General features: G+C 60.2%; 15 protein-coding genes and 1 pseudogene. 11 read left to right on the forward strand and 5 right to left on the reverse strand.

The genetic code is table 11. The features are described from left to right. Positions 1-120 precede the first annotated feature (120 nt). The 5 genes from IG616_RS15965 to IG616_RS15985 all read left to right on the forward strand — a co-directional run bounded on the left by IG616_RS15965 (position 121) and on the right by IG616_RS15985 (position 2,749). Positions 121-510, forward strand: coding sequence for an AtpZ/AtpI family protein (locus IG616_RS15965; RefSeq protein WP_192149158.1), 390 nt, complete (start codon positions 121-123; stop codon positions 508-510). Between the two features lie 52 nt (positions 511-562). After that, entirely contained in the window at positions 563-1,312 is a 750-nt protein-coding gene (locus tag IG616_RS15970; RefSeq protein ID WP_192149159.1) for a F0F1 ATP synthase subunit A, read from the forward strand. 76 nt (positions 1,313-1,388) lie between these two features. Beyond that, complete coding sequence (locus IG616_RS15975) at positions 1,389-1,613, forward strand: F0F1 ATP synthase subunit C (protein WP_073008805.1); 225 nt, start codon at positions 1,389-1,391, stop codon at positions 1,611-1,613. An 85-nt stretch (positions 1,614-1,698) separates the two neighbouring features. Next, positions 1,699-2,259, forward strand: coding sequence for a F0F1 ATP synthase subunit B (locus tag IG616_RS15980; protein WP_192149160.1), 561 nt, complete (start codon positions 1,699-1,701; stop codon positions 2,257-2,259). A 10-nt stretch (positions 2,260-2,269) separates the two neighbouring features. Next, positions 2,270-2,749, forward strand: a complete 480-nt coding sequence (locus IG616_RS15985) for a F0F1 ATP synthase subunit B family protein (RefSeq protein ID WP_192149161.1) — start codon at positions 2,270-2,272, stop codon at positions 2,747-2,749. 123 nt (positions 2,750-2,872) lie between these two features. Here the strand turns inward: IG616_RS15985 and IG616_RS15990 are convergent, their stop codons facing one another. Together IG616_RS15990 and IG616_RS15995 are read right to left on the reverse strand one after the other, a co-directional pair. Next, entirely contained in the window at positions 2,873-3,526 is a 654-nt protein-coding gene (locus IG616_RS15990; RefSeq protein ID WP_192149162.1) for a ribonuclease HII, read from the reverse strand. A gap of 38 nt (positions 3,527-3,564) precedes the next feature. Beyond that, positions 3,565-4,707: a PA0069 family radical SAM protein gene (locus tag IG616_RS15995; protein WP_192149163.1), complete on the reverse strand. Its 1,143-nt coding sequence runs from the start codon at positions 4,705-4,707 to the stop codon at positions 3,565-3,567. Between the two features lie 113 nt (positions 4,708-4,820). On the opposite strand from IG616_RS15995, the gene IG616_RS16000 reads away from it, so the two are divergent. Then, positions 4,821-5,516 (forward strand): glycosyltransferase, encoded by a 696-nt coding sequence (locus IG616_RS16000; RefSeq protein WP_192149164.1) that lies wholly within the window; start codon positions 4,821-4,823, stop codon positions 5,514-5,516. Between the two features lie 44 nt (positions 5,517-5,560). On the opposite strand, the gene IG616_RS16005 is transcribed toward IG616_RS16000, so the two are convergent. Further along, complete coding sequence (locus IG616_RS16005; RefSeq protein WP_192149165.1) at positions 5,561-5,926, reverse strand: hypothetical protein; 366 nt, start codon at positions 5,924-5,926, stop codon at positions 5,561-5,563. Positions 5,927-6,057: 131 nt separating this feature from the next. Next, a complete protein-coding gene (locus IG616_RS16010) occupies positions 6,058-7,275 on the reverse strand; it encodes an MFS transporter (RefSeq protein WP_246476264.1) in 1,218 nt (405 codons plus the stop codon). Between the two features lie 136 nt (positions 7,276-7,411). Here IG616_RS16010 and IG616_RS16015 point away from each other — a divergent pair. Further along, a pseudogene (locus IG616_RS16015) lies at positions 7,412-8,272 on the forward strand (AraC family transcriptional regulator). 9 nt (positions 8,273-8,281) lie between these two features. Here the strand turns inward: IG616_RS16015 and moaB are convergent. Continuing rightward, a complete protein-coding gene (moaB, locus tag IG616_RS16020; protein WP_192149166.1) occupies positions 8,282-8,839 on the reverse strand; it encodes a molybdenum cofactor biosynthesis protein B in 558 nt (185 codons plus the stop codon). A 285-nt stretch (positions 8,840-9,124) separates the two neighbouring features. Here moaB and IG616_RS16025 point away from each other — a divergent pair, with 285 nt between their 5' ends. The 4 genes from IG616_RS16025 to IG616_RS16040 all read left to right on the forward strand — a co-directional run bounded on the left by IG616_RS16025 (position 9,125) and on the right by IG616_RS16040 (position 14,968). After that, positions 9,125-10,348, forward strand: coding sequence for an aminotransferase-like domain-containing protein (locus IG616_RS16025; protein ID WP_192149167.1), 1,224 nt, complete (start codon positions 9,125-9,127; stop codon positions 10,346-10,348). Positions 10,349-10,388: 40 nt separating this feature from the next. After that, positions 10,389-11,048 carry a ceramidase domain-containing protein gene (locus tag IG616_RS16030; protein ID WP_192149168.1) on the forward strand — a complete coding sequence of 220 codons (660 nt, stop codon included), beginning with the start codon at positions 10,389-10,391 and terminating at the stop codon, positions 11,046-11,048. A 101-nt stretch (positions 11,049-11,149) separates the two neighbouring features. Continuing rightward, the gene (locus IG616_RS16035; protein WP_192149169.1) at positions 11,150-13,453 is read left to right on the forward strand and encodes an NADP-dependent malic enzyme; all 2,304 of its coding nucleotides are present in this window, start codon (positions 11,150-11,152) and stop codon (positions 13,451-13,453) included. A gap of 381 nt (positions 13,454-13,834) precedes the next feature. Then, positions 13,835-14,968 carry a PQQ-dependent sugar dehydrogenase gene (locus tag IG616_RS16040; protein WP_192149170.1) on the forward strand — a complete coding sequence of 378 codons (1,134 nt, stop codon included), beginning with the start codon at positions 13,835-13,837 and terminating at the stop codon, positions 14,966-14,968. Positions 14,969-14,975 lie beyond the last annotated feature (7 nt).

The raw sequence follows: 14,975 nt of genomic DNA on the forward strand, positions 1-14,975 counted from the left end.
TCAATAACTTAAATAACTATAGCCTGTTCTTGACAGGGCAGGGGGTGCCGACTATGGTGCGCCCGGCTTAAGGGGGCTTTTGGGCTGCCGGATTGAAAGTTGGGCGGGTGCGGAAAAGACATGGTTGGCTCTGCACAAGACGATCCGAATTCTGATCCGAAAGACGAAGCTTCACAGGCGGAACTGTCTGAAAGGCGGGACCGGCTGAACCGGATGCTGGATGGCCGGCGCGAGGCTGAAGAAGCTGTCGCTGCTAAGGCTAAATCCAGTTCCACCGGTTACGGGAAAGCGATGAAACTGTCCTCGGACTTCATCGCCGGTATTGTGGTTGGGGGCGGTATCGGCTGGGCCATTGACCAGTGGTTTGGGACACTTCCCTTCGGGTTGGTGATCTTTTTATTACTGGGCTTTGCCGCAGGGGTCTTGAATGTTCTAAGGTCAGTAGGCTATGTCGCTGATCCGGAAGCAAGGCTAGGCGGCAAAAAGCCGGACGGCGACAGTTCCAAGTAATTCCTGCGTCATGTGGCGCGCCCTGAGACGAACGAGCGAAGAAGGCTGACCGGTGGCGAACGATCCGATCCATCAGTTCCAGATCCACAAACTGTTTCCGATTGAAGTCGGCGGTATGGATTTCTCTTTTACCAATTCCTCGCTGTTCATGGCGCTGACCGTGGCGGCGGCTTCCGCGTTCCTGATCTTCTCGACCAGTGGTCGTGGTCTGGTCCCGAGCCGCATGCAGTCCGTGTCGGAAATGGCCTATGAGTTCGTGGCGGGAATGCTGCGAAGTTCGGCGGGGACGGAAGGCATGCGCTTCTTCCCGTTGGTCTTCTCCCTGTTCATGTTCGTCCTGGTGGCAAACCTGTTCGGCATGTTCCCCTATTTCTTCACGATCACGAGCCACATCATCGTGACCTTCGCCCTGGCGATGCTGGTGATCCTGACAGTGACGATCTATGGCCTGATGCGCCACGGTCTGCACTTCTTCTCGCTGTTCGTCCCTTCGGGCGTTCCGGCCGCCCTCATTCCGATTGTGGCGCCGATCGAGATCATTTCGTTCCTTTCCCGTCCGGTCAGTCTCTCTGTTCGTCTTTTTGCGAACATGCTTGCCGGTCACATCACTCTGAAGGTGTTCGCAGGCTTCGTCGTGAGCCTGAGCGCAATGGGCGCAGTCGGCATCTTCGGTGCGGTTCTTCCGCTGGGAATGACGGTGGCGCTTACCGCGCTTGAATTCCTCGTCGCCTTCCTGCAGGCCTACGTCTTCACGGTCCTGACCTGCATGTATCTGAACGACGCCCTTCACCCGTCACACTAAGCATCACAAGTTCACGCGGCGCCTGACCGGCGTCGCCTGGTGAAATCTGCGAAAACACAATCTAGGAGCACGTGTCATGGAAGCAGAAGCAGCAAAGTACATCGGCGCCGGTATCGCATGCCTCGGCATGGGTGGTGCAGCAATCGCACTCGGCACCATCTTCGGCAACTACCTGGCAGGCGCACTGCGCAACCCGACCGCTGCTGATGGCCAGTTCGGCCGTCTGGTTTTCGGCTTCGCCGTTACCGAAGCTCTGGGCATCTTCTCTCTGCTGATCGCCCTTCTTCTCCTTTTCGCGTAAGCAACCGCTAGACCCTAGCGAGTTTGACGCGACTCCGGTGGCGGCGCCTTAACAGCGCCGCCTAACCGGAATTTGGAGACAGGAAATGGCAAGCCAAACCCATTCTAACACCGAAGGCACGCACGAAGCGATCGATGTGCCTGCGGGTGAGCACGGTGCGGGTTTCCCGCCGTTCGACAGCAATACGTTTGCGTCGCAGATCCTGTGGCTGGCCATCTTCTTTGGCCTGTTCTACTGGATCATGAAGAACGTGGCCGTCCCTCGGCTGGCTGGCATCCTTGAAGACCGCAAGGATCGCATTGCTGGTGATCTTGCTGAAGCAAACCGCCTCAAGCAGGAGACCGATGCAGCCATTGCAGCTTACGAGCAGGCTCTTGCCGAAGCCCGTAACAAGGCCCACGGCATTGCAGCTGACACGCGCGCAAAGCTGAAGGCCGAAAACGAAGCCCGCCGCGAAAAGGCAGAAGCAGACCTGGCTGTGAAGCTGGCCGCTGCCGAAAGCAACATCGCGGACATCAAGGCGAAAGCTTTGTCTCAGGTTGGCGAGATTGCCGGTGAAACCACCTCGGCTCTTGTCGAAGCTCTGGTTGGGAAGGCTCCCAAGGAAGCCGATCTGTCCAAGGCCGTCAAAGCTGCGATGAACTGAGGAGACGACCATGGATGCAACATTCTGGGCCTTTGTAGGCCTCGTCATCTTCCTCGCAGCGATGGTCTGGATCAAGATTCCGTCGAAGATCGGTGGAGCTCTGGACAATCGTGCGGACGCCATCCGCGCTGAACTGGACGAAGCCCGCAAGCTTCGCGAAGAAGCTCAGGCGCTTCTGTCCGACTATCAGCGCAAGCGCCACGAAGCCGAAGCCGAAGCGGAAGCCATCGTTGCGGAAGCGAACGCGGAAGCCGAGCGTCTGACCCTTGAGACCAATCAGGCTCTTGAAGAACTGATCGCACGCCGGACCAAGGCTGCGGAAGAGAAGATTTCCCAGGCTGAAACCCAGGCAATCTCCGAAGTTCGTGCCCGTGCAGCAGATATCGCTGTTGCCGCTGCCGAGCAGATCCTGTCTGCAACGGTGAAGGACAAGGTTGCTGACGATATTCTGTCCAAGAGCATCGATCAGGTTAAGGCAAAGCTGAACTGATCCTTCGAGATCAAGCTTTTTGAAAAGCGGCCTCCGGGCCGCTTTTTTTATGTTTGGTGGCGGGCGGGGAGCCGGTACCGTGACTGCATCCGCATGGTGCGCTCCAGTTGACTTTTCAGCTGGTCAGCTCAGCAGATCGCGAATGGGCTTGAACGAGCGCCGGTGCAAAGCGCAGGGACCAAGCTCCAGAAGCGCAGCTTGATGGCGGGGCACCCCGTAGCCCTTGTGAACGGCAAAGCCGTAGCCCGGAAACGCCGCATCTGCCTGAACCATCATCCGGTCGCGCAGAACCTTGGCGATGATGGAGGCAGCTGCAATGGCAAGGCAACGTCCGTCCCCTTTGATGAGGCTCTGGCCGTCGATGCCGAGGCCGGGGGGAACATCCTTGCCATCCACCATGACCATGCGGGGCGCATCGGGCAGTGCCTTGACCGCCCGCACCATGGCCGACAGGGTTGCTGCCCGGATGTTGCGCTGATCGATCGTGGCGGCGGAAGCACTGGCAATGCCGACCCGGGCACTCGTCATGATCTGGCCGAACAACATCTCGCGCTTGGCTTCCGTCAGTTTTTTGGAGTCGTTCAGCCCCTCAGGCACCCGCTTGTAGTCGAGAATAACGGCCGCAGTAACAACTGGCCCGGCCCAGGGGCCGCGCCCCGCCTCGTCGACGCCGGCCATAAGCCCGTCAAATTGAGCCGCATGCATGCGCTCAAGTTTCAGATTTGGGGCATCGTCGAAACGAAGATCGAAGAGGGAAGGGGCGGAAAATCGGCTCATGGCCAGACACTGCCAATCTGCATCCGCCACGGCAAGCCTCAGCTGCCGAAGAGATCCAGTTGCACCCCGCCTTTTTGCGGCGAGATGAATTGTTCGCTGTCGAGCTTGCGCCGCCGCGTGTTGAGGCCCAGGCGTTTAGCGGCAAGCTGAAAGCGGCGGGCGATCTGATCCGCATAGGGGCCTTTGCCGCGCATGCGCTCGCCCCATTTGGCATCATAGTCCTTGCCGTCGCGCATGGAGCGGATGAGGCTCATGACATGACGGTACTTGTCCGGCCGCTCGCGCACCAGCCAATCGCGGAACAGTTCCGAGACTTCCAGCGGCAGCCTGAGCAGGATAAAGCCAGCCTCAGCCGCTCCGTGCTCATGAGCGGCCTCCAGAATGCTCTCCAGCTCGCTGTCGGTAAGGGCGGGGATCACCGGGGCGATCATGACGGAAGTTGGAATGCCTGCGTCCGACAGGGCCTTCACGGCTTCCAGCCGCTTTGACGGGGTTGAGGCCCGTGGCTCCATCGCCCGGCAAAGCTTGCGGTCCAGCGTTGTGATGGAGAGGGCGACCTTGGCGAGATTGCGCTCCGCCATGCGCGACAGGATATCCGCATCCCGCGCGACCAGGGCAGACTTGGTGACGATGGCGACAGGATGATTGCACCGGTCCAGCACTTCAAGCACTTCGCGCATGATCTTGTAGCGCCGCTCAATGGGTTGATAGGGATCGGTGTTGGTGCCGATGGCAATCGGGCGCACCGTATAGCCGGGGCGGGACAGCTCGCGTTCAAGAAGCTCAGCTGCATTGGGTTTGGCAAAGAGACGGGTTTCGAAATCCAGTCCGGGAGACAGGCCCATGAAGGCGTGGCTGGGGCGGGCAAAGCAATAGATGCAGCCATGCTCGCAGCCCCGGTAGGGGTTCACGGAGCGGTCGAATGACAAATCGGGCGAAGCGTTCCGGGTTATGATGGTCCGGGCCCGCTCTTCCTGGACACTGGTCTTGAAGGCGGGCAGATCCTCAAGTCCGTCCCAGCCGTCGTCAAAGGCTTCGGTGGCGAGGCGCTCGAACCGTCCCGACATGTTGAGGCCCGCTCCGCGGCCTCTGCGGCGAGGTTCTGCAACTGTGGCCTGAGGCGCAGGTTGCTGTTCCAAATCCGGGTAAGTCTTTGAATCGTTTAGAGTGGGACGTGGCATGTGAGCGGGACTCGTTCCGTTCGCCTAGAACATAACGGGAACATTAATCCAAAGGTGCGATAATTCAAGGCGATCTTCTCGCAATCCAGCGAAAAAGCCGTTACAACATTGTCATGATTACCGTGATCATCCCGACTTTGAACTCCGAGAAAGACCTAGCCCACACGCTGGCGGCCCTGGTTCCGGCGGCTGCTGAAGGCGTGGTCAAGGAAGTTGTCATTGTTGATGGAGGCTCTGCGGATCACACAGATCAGGTTGCAGATGCTGCTGGTTGCGAATGGCTGGCCATCCCGGCGAGCCGCGGCGAAAGAATGACGGCAGGTGTCAATCAGTCCCGGCGCGGGGAATGGCTCTTGTTTCTATCTGCTGATTCCGTTCTGGAAAGCGGCTGGCATCATGAGGCCCAGTCCTTCATCGAGCGTGCCGAGCGCTCGGGCAGCGGTGACCGGTCGGCGGCGGCTTTCATGCTGAGATATGATGCCTTCGGTCTCGGACCGAGGGTATCTGAAGCGTTTGCGATGATCCGCTCCCGCCTTCTGGGCATGCCCTATGGCAATCAGGGGCTTCTGATCTCAAGGCGGTTCTACAGCCGTATCGGTGGCCACCGGCCTTTGCCGGAGATGGAAGATCTGGATCTCGTCAAACGGATTGGTGCAAGACGGCTGCATTCACTGCGCTCGGCAGCCATCTCCTCCGGCCGTCAGGAGCGCGACCAGGGCATGGTCACAAATGCCCGCCGTGCCCTGGCCCGGTTTGTCGCCGGCACCTTCCGTCTGCCCACCAAGCTCGTTTTGAAGCTGCACGGATAGATTTGCCGTGATGGCTTCCCCGTTCGTGCCACGGGAGGGGCTGGCTATTGCGGTGTCACTTGAATCGCGCTGACCCTCGCTGGCTTCCGGTTGCAGCCCCAAAGGTAGTTGTATACCTCTTCCGCCGTATATTCCCGCGTCTGATTGCCGACCTTGTAGCTCGGCATCTCGAGATCCCAAGGGCCCGCGGCGTCACCAGGATCGCCGCCATAGGTTCGGGCTCCCGCTGGAAGGCAGGCAAGAATATAGCCGGTGCGGAACGCCTCCGGGTTTGGATGGCGTCCAGCCCCCTGGAACGTGAAATTCAGCTCAAAGTCGGCCGTGGCATAGGCGGGTACGGCCGCCAGAAGCAGGAAGGTCAGACAGCCCGCTGCTGTCTGCATCAGCGGTTTGCTACGTCGTCTCGTCATATTCGTCTCCTTCAAACGAGCGGGCAGATACCCTTTTTGAAGGACGTCTTCTGACGGTATGTGTGAGAAGGATTTATTCAGACCATGCTGCTTGGGCAAAGGCCGCAGGCGGAACCTGCGGCCTTTGCAGTTCAGCGCCGTTCCAGATTGGGCAGGAACACGGTCAGAATCCCGGCAACAGGCAGGAACGAGCAGATCCGGTAGACGAACTCTATGCCCATCGAGTCCGCCACTTCGCCAAGAACCGCAGCGCCAATCCCCGCAATGCCGAAGGCAAAGCCAAAGAACAGTCCGGCGATCAGGCCGATCCGGCTAGGCACCAGCTCCTGAGCAAAGACGATGATCGCCGAAAAGGCCGATGCGATCACAAGGCCGATGATGACGGAAAGCACCGCCGTCCAGAACAGGTTGGCGTAAGGCAGGATCAGGGTGAAGGGCAGGACGCCGAGGATCGAGATCCAGATGACCACCTTGCGTCCGATCCGGTCGCCGACCGGTCCGCCGATCACTGTGCCCGCCGCGACCGCTCCAAGGAAGACGAACAGCATAAGCTGTGAGCCCCGGATGTCGACGCCGAATTTCTCCATCAGATAGAAGGTGTAGTAGTTCGTCAGGCTGGCGAGATAGATGTATTTCGAGAAGACCAGCAGTCCCAGCACGGCGAGTGACAGCAGCACTTTCTTGCGCGGCAGGGTAAGGCCTGCCGATGGAGAGTGGTGAGCGGGCGACTTGCGGCGGCCCGAATACCAGCTTCCGACCTGCCACAGAACCAGCATGGCCAGCAGGGCAGCGGCGCAGAACCAGGCCACGCTTTTCTGCCCGTTCGGCAGCACGATGAAGGCGGCAAGCAATGGCCCGAGCGCCGTTCCGAAATTGCCGCCTACCTGAAACAGCGATTGGGCCAGGCCATGGCGTCCGCCCGAGGCCATGCGGGCAATGCGCGAGGCTTCCGGATGGAACACGGCCGAGCCAAGTCCAATCAGAGCACAGGCCGCCAGCATCATGGCGTATTGCGTGGAATAGGCGAGCAGGATCAGCCCTGCGAGCGTCGACCCCATGGCAACAGCCAGCGAATAGGGCTGGGGATGTTTGTCCGTATAGATGCCGACAAGCGGCTGAAGCAGGGACGCAGTGACCTGGAACGTCAGCGTCATTAGGCCGATCTGGCCAAAGTCGAGCGCGTAGCTGCTTTTCAGGATCGGATAGATCCCGGCAAGAAGCGACTGCATCATGTCGTTCAGCATGTGGCAGAAGCTCAGGGCCGCGATCACCGTGAAGGCGGTCGTGGAGGCAGCCTGAGAGGGGGCGGCAGCCGGGGAAGGGGCTGCAGCCGTTTGGGCATTGCTCAAGGTAGTACTCCGTCCAGTTGCCCTTGAGGGCGATTGCCGGAAAAAGCATAGACAGCTTTCCGCGGCCCGCTTTCGTGTTATGGTCCACTTCTTTTTCACGTGGGCCAAAGCCGGTCAGGGTAAGCAGGAGAACGCGATGGACGACGACCGGATCAGGCCGGGGAGGTTTTGGTCTGAGACAAAGGAGCAGGGGCCAGGTCAGGCCTTCCCGGTTCCGGAGAGTCACGAGCAGATCGTGGCAAGGCTAGACCGGCTGGAAGGGCCTGTCATCGCCAAGGCCAGCGACTATCCTGACGGCCATGTGGTGCCGCCTCACAGCCATAGCCGGGCCCAGCTTCTCTATGCGCATGCGGGCGTGGTCACCGTTTCGACGGAGCTTGGCCGCTGGATGGTGCCCCCTGGCCATGCGCTCTGGGTTCCGGCGGGCGTGGTGCATTCGGTCACGGCAATTGGACCGATGCGCATGCGGTCCATCTATGTCATGCCGGGAGCCGTTGCGGATCTGCCGGCCGTATGCAGGGCTGTGGGCCTGACGGACCTGATGCGCAGCCTGATCCTTGAAGCGGTGAAGCTGCCTCTGGGCGGAGCGCTGTCAGACCGGGCAACGCTGATCCTGGCGCTCATCCAGGAGGAGATCCTCAATCTGCCGGAGCGGGCGTTGGGGCTGCCGATCCCAGCGTCTGCACGTCTTGCAGCCCTGTGCCGGAGTTTTGTCGAGGACCCGTCTTCCGGGGCATCTATCGATGATTGGGCGGATAAGGCGGGCATGAGCCGGAGGAGCTTTACCCGCCAGTTCCGTGCTTAGACCGGTCTCAGCCTATCCGCCTGGCGCCAGCAGGCCTGCATCTTTGCGGCCCTGCCGCGGCTCGCAGGCGGGGAGGCGGTAACCAATGTGGCCCTGGATCTGGGCTACGAGAGCGCGGCGGCCTTCTCGACCATGTTCAAGCGGATGACCGGACTGGTGCCGAGCCGCTATCTGGGCCGTTACCTGGACTGAGCGGCAAGCTTACGCCTCGCGCAGCTTGCCGCGTTTCAGGTGCTCATCCAGACGCGGCATGATTTCCACGAAATTGCAGGGCATGTGCCGGTAGTCGAGCTGCCCTTTCAAGATGCCGTCCCAGGCGTCCTTGCAAGCGCCGGTGGAGCCGGGTAGGGCGAAGATATAGGTCGCGCCCGCAACCCCGCCTGTCGCGCGGGACTGAATGGTCGATGTGCCGATCTTGTCATAGGAAATGCGGTGAAAGACCTCCGAGAAGCCGTCCATGCGCTTTTCGAACAGCGGCTCTAGTGCCTCGGGGGTCACATCCCGGCCGGTGAACCCGGTGCCGCCAGTGGTGATCACCACATCAACGCCCTTGTCCGCAATCCAGCCCTGCACCACGGCGCGGATTGCTGGGATGTCATCCTTGACGATCTTCCGGTCCGCCAGATGGTGCCCGGCCGTTGTGATGCGCTCCGCGAGGGTCGCGCCGGATTTGTCTTCCTCAAGGCTGCGTGTATCGGACACGGTCAGAACCGCAATGTTGAGCGGAATAAACGGGCGGCTTTCGTCAATGCGGTTCATGGCAGGCATCCTCGGCAGCAGAAGTGAGTGACTGACATAGTGGACCGGGGGCGATGGCGCCAGTGGGCACGTTGGCGCGGCTGATGCCGGCTTTCCGGACAGGCTGCCCAGGACTTCTCTCACCGCCGAAGACCCGCTTGCTGGCAACGCCGGGAAGCGAGTGGTCTTTCCAAATATTGCGCAGATTCGTAATTTTTAGACTTTTTCAAAAATTATAGGTCAGCATTATTGACCTTTAATTACACCTATGGTTTTGTCTGGCAAAATCAGAAAGGTGGAAATGCCATGTTGGACTGGCCGCATATCTACGCCTCGCGCTCTTCGCGCATGGGGGCTTCGGAAATTCGTGAACTGCTCAAGCTCCTCGATCAGCCGGACATGATTTCTTTCGCAGGCGGCATTCCTGATCCGGCCCTTTTCCCGACCGATGTGTTTGAAAAAGCCTATCGTGATCTCTTCACCAGTCCTGCCGGACATGCGGCGCTGCAATATTCCGTTTCCGAGGGCTATGCGCCCCTGCGCGAATGGATCGCAGGGCAGATGGCGGAGATCGGTATCACCTGCGGTATCGAGAACATCATGATCACCTCCGGCTCTCAGCAGGCGCTGGACTATCTGGGCAAGCTGTTCATCTCTCCAGGCGATACGATCCTGGCGGGCTGGCCGACCTATCTCGGCGCCTTGCAGGCCTATAATGCCTATGAGCCGGTCTATGACCGTCTGGAGCCCTATTCCAACCGCAGTGCCGATGATTACCGGGATGCGGCGAAGGCGTCTGGCGGCGCTGTGAAATTCGCTTATGCCCTGCCGGATTTTGCCAATCCGACCGGCGAGACCATGGATCTCACCGCCCGTGAGCGGGTGCTGGCGCTGGCTGAAGAACTGGATGTCGCGGTCATCGAAGATGCGGCCTATCAGTCCCTGCGTTATGACGGTGAAGCCATTCCGCCGATCCTTGCGCTTGACATCGAGCGCTCCGGCGGCATCGAGAACAGCCGGACGATCTATTGCGGCAGCTTTTCCAAGACCTTGTCCCCGGGACTGCGCCTTGGCTGGGTCGTGGCGGCGTCTCCGGTCATCTCCCGGCTGGTCCTGATCAAGCAGGCCTCGGACCTGAATTCCTCGACTGTCAACCAGATGATCATGAACTCTGTCGCCCGCAGTGCCTTTGCCGGTCAGGTTGCCAAGATCAAGACCGCCTATCAGGCGCGCCGCGACGCCATGCTTGCCGCTCTTGAAAAGCACATGCCCGCAGGTGTCACATGGAGCCGGCCGGAAGGTGGTATGTTCATCTGGCTACGTCTGCCGGAAGGTCTGGATGGGGGCGCGCTCCTCACGCGGGCCGTCGCGGAAGAGAAGGTCGCTTTCGTTCCGGGCAAAGCCTTCTTTGCAGATGGCTCGGGCGCCAATACCTTGCGCCTCAGCTTTTCCTGCTCCAGTCCGGAGAAGATCGAGACCGGCATCAGCCGTCTCGGCAAGCTCTTCGCCTCAGAGTTGCAGCCTGCCTGAGGCGGGCTGACTTTGACACGGGAAGGCAGGGCAAAGGCTCATGGACCTGACGGAAGCCCTTGATCACTATTGCGAAAGGCTCGGCCCGGATTTCTGGGCAGAGCCGGTCAATGCCCTCAGCAATCTGGCCTTCATCCTTGCGGCCTTTGCGGGTTTCGTGCTTTGGCGGCGCCTGCCACAGCGCGATTGGCCGATCTTCGGCCTGATCCTGGTGGTGCTGGTAACGGGTATCGGCTCGTTCCTGTTTCACACCTTTGCCACCCGGTGGACGATGCTCGCGGATGTGATCCCGATCGCAATCTTCATCCATGCCTATCTGCTGGCGGCTTTGATCCGCATCCTGGGTCTGCGCTGGTGGCTGGCCCTCGCGGCAACGGTGCTCTTCCTTTTGGTCTCACCCTATATCGGTGGCGCTGTGCAAGGTGTTGCCGGATCGTCCTCCGGTTACGTTCCAGCCTTGATCGCGCTCTTCGTGGTGGGGCTGATGGCGCTTCAACGCCACAGACGGGCCGGCCTGTCACTTTGTGCCATCGGTGTGCTCTTTGCCCTGTCGGTCACTCTTCGTACGCTGGATGCACCGCTTTGTGCGTCCTTGCCACTGGGAACACATTTCCTGTGGCATATTTTCAACGGAGCCGTTCTCTTTGCCCTTCTTTGGGTTCTCATTTCCCTGCGGCAGGGGTACACCGGGAAAAGCTAGGCTGTTTTTGGTTCTTGCAAAGCCAGCTTCGGCAAGGGTTCCGCGCGGACCGGATGGTTTGGGCGCGGAGAGGGGTGGTTCATAAAAAGGCCTTTGAGCTCATGAGCGAAAATAAGAACCAGGGTAGCGATCTCACGGAAGCGGCACTCTATTATCATCAGCACCCGAGACCGGGAAAGCTGGAGATCCAGGCTATCAAGCCGCTGGGCAACCAGCGCGACCTTGCACTGGCCTATTCTCCCGGGGTCGCAGCTCCTTGCGAGGAAATCGCCCGGGATCCCTCCAAGGCAGCGGATTACACGGCGCGCGGCAATCTTGTTGGCGTGATTTCCAACGGCACCGCCGTTCTGGGGCTTGGTGCCATTGGCCCGCTGGCGTCCAAGCCGGTGATGGAAGGAAAGGCGGTCCTTTTCAAGAAATTCGCCGGCATCGACGTCTTCGACATTGAAGTTGACGAGTTGGATGTCGACCGTTTCGTGGATGCGGTTGCCGTGCTCGAGCCGACCTTCGGCGGTATCAACCTTGAGGACATCAAGGCGCCGGAGTGCTTCCAGATCGAAGCCAAGCTTCGTCAGCGGATGAACATCCCAGTCTTCCATGACGACCAGCACGGCACCGCGATCATCGTGGGCGCGGCTGTGCGCAACGGCTTGGAGCTTGCTGGCAAGGATATTTCGGAAGCCAAGATCGTCGCCTCCGGTGCTGGCGCTGCCGCGCTGGCCTGCCTCAACATGCTGGTGTCCCTCGGCGCGAAGGTTGAGAACATCTGGATCTCGGACATCGAGGGCGTGGTCTATGAAGGCCGCGAGACCCTGATGGACGAGTGGAAGGCGAAATTCGCCCAGAAGACCGACAAGCGCACGCTTGCTGAAATCATTGATGGTGCGGACGTTTTCCTCGGCCTGTCAGCAGCCGGTGTTTTGAAGCCGGACATGGTCGCCCGCATGGGTGATGGCCCTCTCATTCTGGCGCTTGCCAATCCGCGCCCGGAAATCATGCCGGAAGACGCGCTGGCGGTTCGTCCGGATGTTGTCATGTGCACGGGCCGTTCGGACTATCCGAACCAGGTCAACAATGTGCTCTGCTTCCCCTATATCTTCCGCGGCGCGCTGGATGTCGGCGCGACGACGATCAACGAAGAGATGAAGCACGCGGCCGTGAGGGCTATTGCGGAACTCGCCAAGGAAGAGCCGTCTGACGTTGCTGCCCGCGCCTATGGCGGCGTTACGGAAACCTTCGGCCCCAAGTATCTCATTCCGTCGCCCTTTGATCAGCGCCTGATCCTGCGCATTGCGCCAGCTGTTGCGAAGGCTGCGATGGAGACGGGGGTCGCAACCCGGCCCATCGAGGACTTCGACGCCTATCTGGACCGGCTGAACCGCTTCGTGTTCCGCTCCGGTCTGGTGATGAAGCCCATCATCCAGGCAGCCAGCCAGGATCCGAAGCGTGTGATCTACGCCGAAGGGGAAGACGAGCGCGTGCTGCGCGCTGCCCAGGTCATGATCGAAGATAAGGTGGCGGTTCCGATCCTCGTCGGCCGTCCCGATGTTCTGAAGACCCGCTGCGAGCGCTTCGGCCTGAAGATCCGTCCGGGCGCCGATTTCGAGTTCATCAACCCGCAGGATGACCCGCGCTACCGCGACTATGTCGATGAGTATTTCGCCTGCGTTGGTCGCAAGGGGCTACCGCCGGATGCAGCGCGTACGATTGTGCGCACAAACTCCACGGTGATTTCGGCGCTCGCCGTGCGCCGGGGCGATGCGGATGCCGTGATTTGTGGTCTGGAAGGCCGCTATATCCGGCACCTGCGCGATATTCGTCAGATCATCGGCCCGCGTCCGGGTGTCCGGGATCTCTCGGCCCTGTCATTGCTGATCAATAGCCGGGGCGCGGTGTTCCTCAGCGATACGTTTGTGACCGAGGAGCCGGATGCGGAAGAGCTGGCGGAAATGGCGCTTCTGGCGGCTGAGGAAATCCAGCGCTTCGGCATCGAGCCGAAGGTTGCGCTGCTGTCCCTGTCCAACTTTGGTTCGCGGGACACGGCGTCTTCGCGCAAGATGCGCGACGCATTGCAGATCCTTTGGGAAAAGTGCCCTGAGCTGGAAGTCGACGGCGAAATGCATGGCGATTCCGCCTTGAGCGAAGTTCTCCGTCAGCGGGTTATGCCGGACAGCAAGCTGAAGGGCGAAGCCAATCTGCTGCTGTTCCCGAACCTGGATGCGGCGAACATTGCGCTCAACCTGCTGAAGGTGGCAACCCAGGCCTTGCATGTGGGGCCGATCCTGCTTGGCACCTCCAAGCCGGCCCATATTCTGACGCCATCTGTCACGTCTCGCGGGGTCGTGAACATGTCGGCGCTGGCCTGCGTGGAAGCCCAGAAGAAGGGCGCCGCCACCTTGAGCTGATACTCACGGGGCTGGGTTCGCATGAGTTGGAACGGCGGCTTCGGCCGCCGTTCAGACTGCTGACAAAGCCACTTCATTCCAAAAGATCTATGATCATAGGAAAAACGGGTGTCATCCCCGCGAAGGCGGGGATCCAGTAACCAATTGAGATAGCTTCTCTTTCCTGCGAACTTGCTCGCGGGATACTGGATCCCGGTCTTGGTGCTCACGCACCAAACCGGGATGACAGGCAAACTTGGCGGGTTTGTCATCAACCTCAACGGCGGCTTCGGCCGCCGTTTTTTGTTTCTTGATCTTCACATTGAGTTTATCGGCTGGGATCGGGCTCCTGCGGCACTATCTGTTTCGATAGATACGCGTTTGCGTCACAGGAGAAATCAAATGCGCTTGACCCTTCCCCTTGGACCGAGCCTGACGGCAGGTTGCATTTTGCCTGTCCTGGTAACTGCATGGTTGCCCGCACCGGTTCAGGCCGAAACCCGTGTTGCTCCTGTGACTGTTGCCTCAGGGCTCGCCTCCCCATGGGGACTAGCCTTCCTGCCCGGCGGCGGCTATCTCGTGACAGAGCGGGACGGTGTGCTCAAATTCGTAGCGGAAAACGGGTCTCAATCCGTTGTTTCCGGTGGACCGAAGGTGGCTGCGGCTGGGCAGGGCGGTCTTTTGGACATCGCACTTGCGCCTGATTTCCAGGACACTCGTGAACTCTACATGACCTTCTCTGAGTCGTCTCCGGTGGGCGCTGGAACGTCTCTCTTTCGCGCAAGGCTGGAAGGGGAGGCCGGATCGTTCCGGCTGACCGAAGGCAAGACAGTCTTCTCCGGAAACAACCGCACGTCCGGCGGCAGGCATTTTGGTTCCCGGATCGCCTTTGCCAGGGACGGCACGATCTTCATCACCGCTGGCGAGCGGGGCGAAGGAGAAAGGGCGCAAAACCCGGATAACCACGGCGGCTCGGTCTTGAGGCTGACCCGTGATGGCGGAGTGCCGGAAGACAATCCCTTTGCTGGCAAGCCAGGCTACCAGCCCGAGATCTGGTCCATGGGCCACCGAAACCCGCAGGGGGCTGCCATTCATCCGGAAACCGGACAGCTTTGGACTGTTGAACACGGGGCGCGCGGAGGAGACGAGATCAATCTCCCGCAAGCCGGGAAGAATTACGGCTGGCCGGTGATCTCCTACGGGCGCCATTACACCTTCCTGCCGATTGGCGAGGGAACCCACAAGGAAGGTATGGAGCAGCCTCTTTATTCCTGGGACCCCTCGATTGCGCCATCCGGAATGGCATTCGTCACAAGCACTGTCTATCCGGGCTGGGAAGGCAGCCTGCTTATCGGTGCGCTGGCCGGACAGCATCTCAGCCGTCTCAGCCTCAAGGGGGACGAGATTACCGGTGAGGAGACGCTTCTGGAGGATTTTGGAGAGCGGATCCGTGATGTGCGCCAGGGGCCAGACGGAAAAATCTATCTGCTTACGGATAGCGATGATGGCCGCCTGATCCGCCTGGATGTGATGTAGGTCCCGG

The organism is Roseibium litorale, from assembly GCF_014842915.1.
GTDB classification, from domain to species: Bacteria; Pseudomonadota; Alphaproteobacteria; order Rhizobiales; family Stappiaceae; genus Roseibium; species Roseibium litorale.

Coding starts and splice junctions, on each gene's coding strand:
- IG616_RS15995 (WP_192149163.1), bottom strand. CDS start 4,707: ATGCCACGTCCCACTCTAAACGATTCAAAGACTTACCCGGATTTGGAA.
- moaB (WP_192149166.1), bottom strand. CDS start 8,839: ATGAACCGCATTGACGAAAGCCGCCCGTTTATTCCGCTCAACATTGCG.
- IG616_RS16035 (WP_192149169.1), top strand. CDS start 11,150: ATGAGCGAAAATAAGAACCAGGGTAGCGATCTCACGGAAGCGGCACTC.
- IG616_RS15980 (WP_192149160.1), top strand. CDS start 1,699: ATGGCAAGCCAAACCCATTCTAACACCGAAGGCACGCACGAAGCGATC.
- IG616_RS15965 (WP_192149158.1), top strand. CDS start 121: ATGGTTGGCTCTGCACAAGACGATCCGAATTCTGATCCGAAAGACGAA.
- IG616_RS16025 (WP_192149167.1), top strand. CDS start 9,125: ATGTTGGACTGGCCGCATATCTACGCCTCGCGCTCTTCGCGCATGGGG.
- IG616_RS16030 (WP_192149168.1), top strand. CDS start 10,389: ATGGACCTGACGGAAGCCCTTGATCACTATTGCGAAAGGCTCGGCCCG.
- IG616_RS16005 (WP_192149165.1), bottom strand. CDS start 5,926: ATGACGAGACGACGTAGCAAACCGCTGATGCAGACAGCAGCGGGCTGT.
- IG616_RS15985 (WP_192149161.1), top strand. CDS start 2,270: ATGGATGCAACATTCTGGGCCTTTGTAGGCCTCGTCATCTTCCTCGCA.
- IG616_RS15975 (WP_073008805.1), top strand. CDS start 1,389: ATGGAAGCAGAAGCAGCAAAGTACATCGGCGCCGGTATCGCATGCCTC.
- IG616_RS16040 (WP_192149170.1), top strand. CDS start 13,835: ATGCGCTTGACCCTTCCCCTTGGACCGAGCCTGACGGCAGGTTGCATT.
- IG616_RS15990 (WP_192149162.1), bottom strand. CDS start 3,526: ATGAGCCGATTTTCCGCCCCTTCCCTCTTCGATCTTCGTTTCGACGAT.
- IG616_RS16000 (WP_192149164.1), top strand. CDS start 4,821: ATGATTACCGTGATCATCCCGACTTTGAACTCCGAGAAAGACCTAGCC.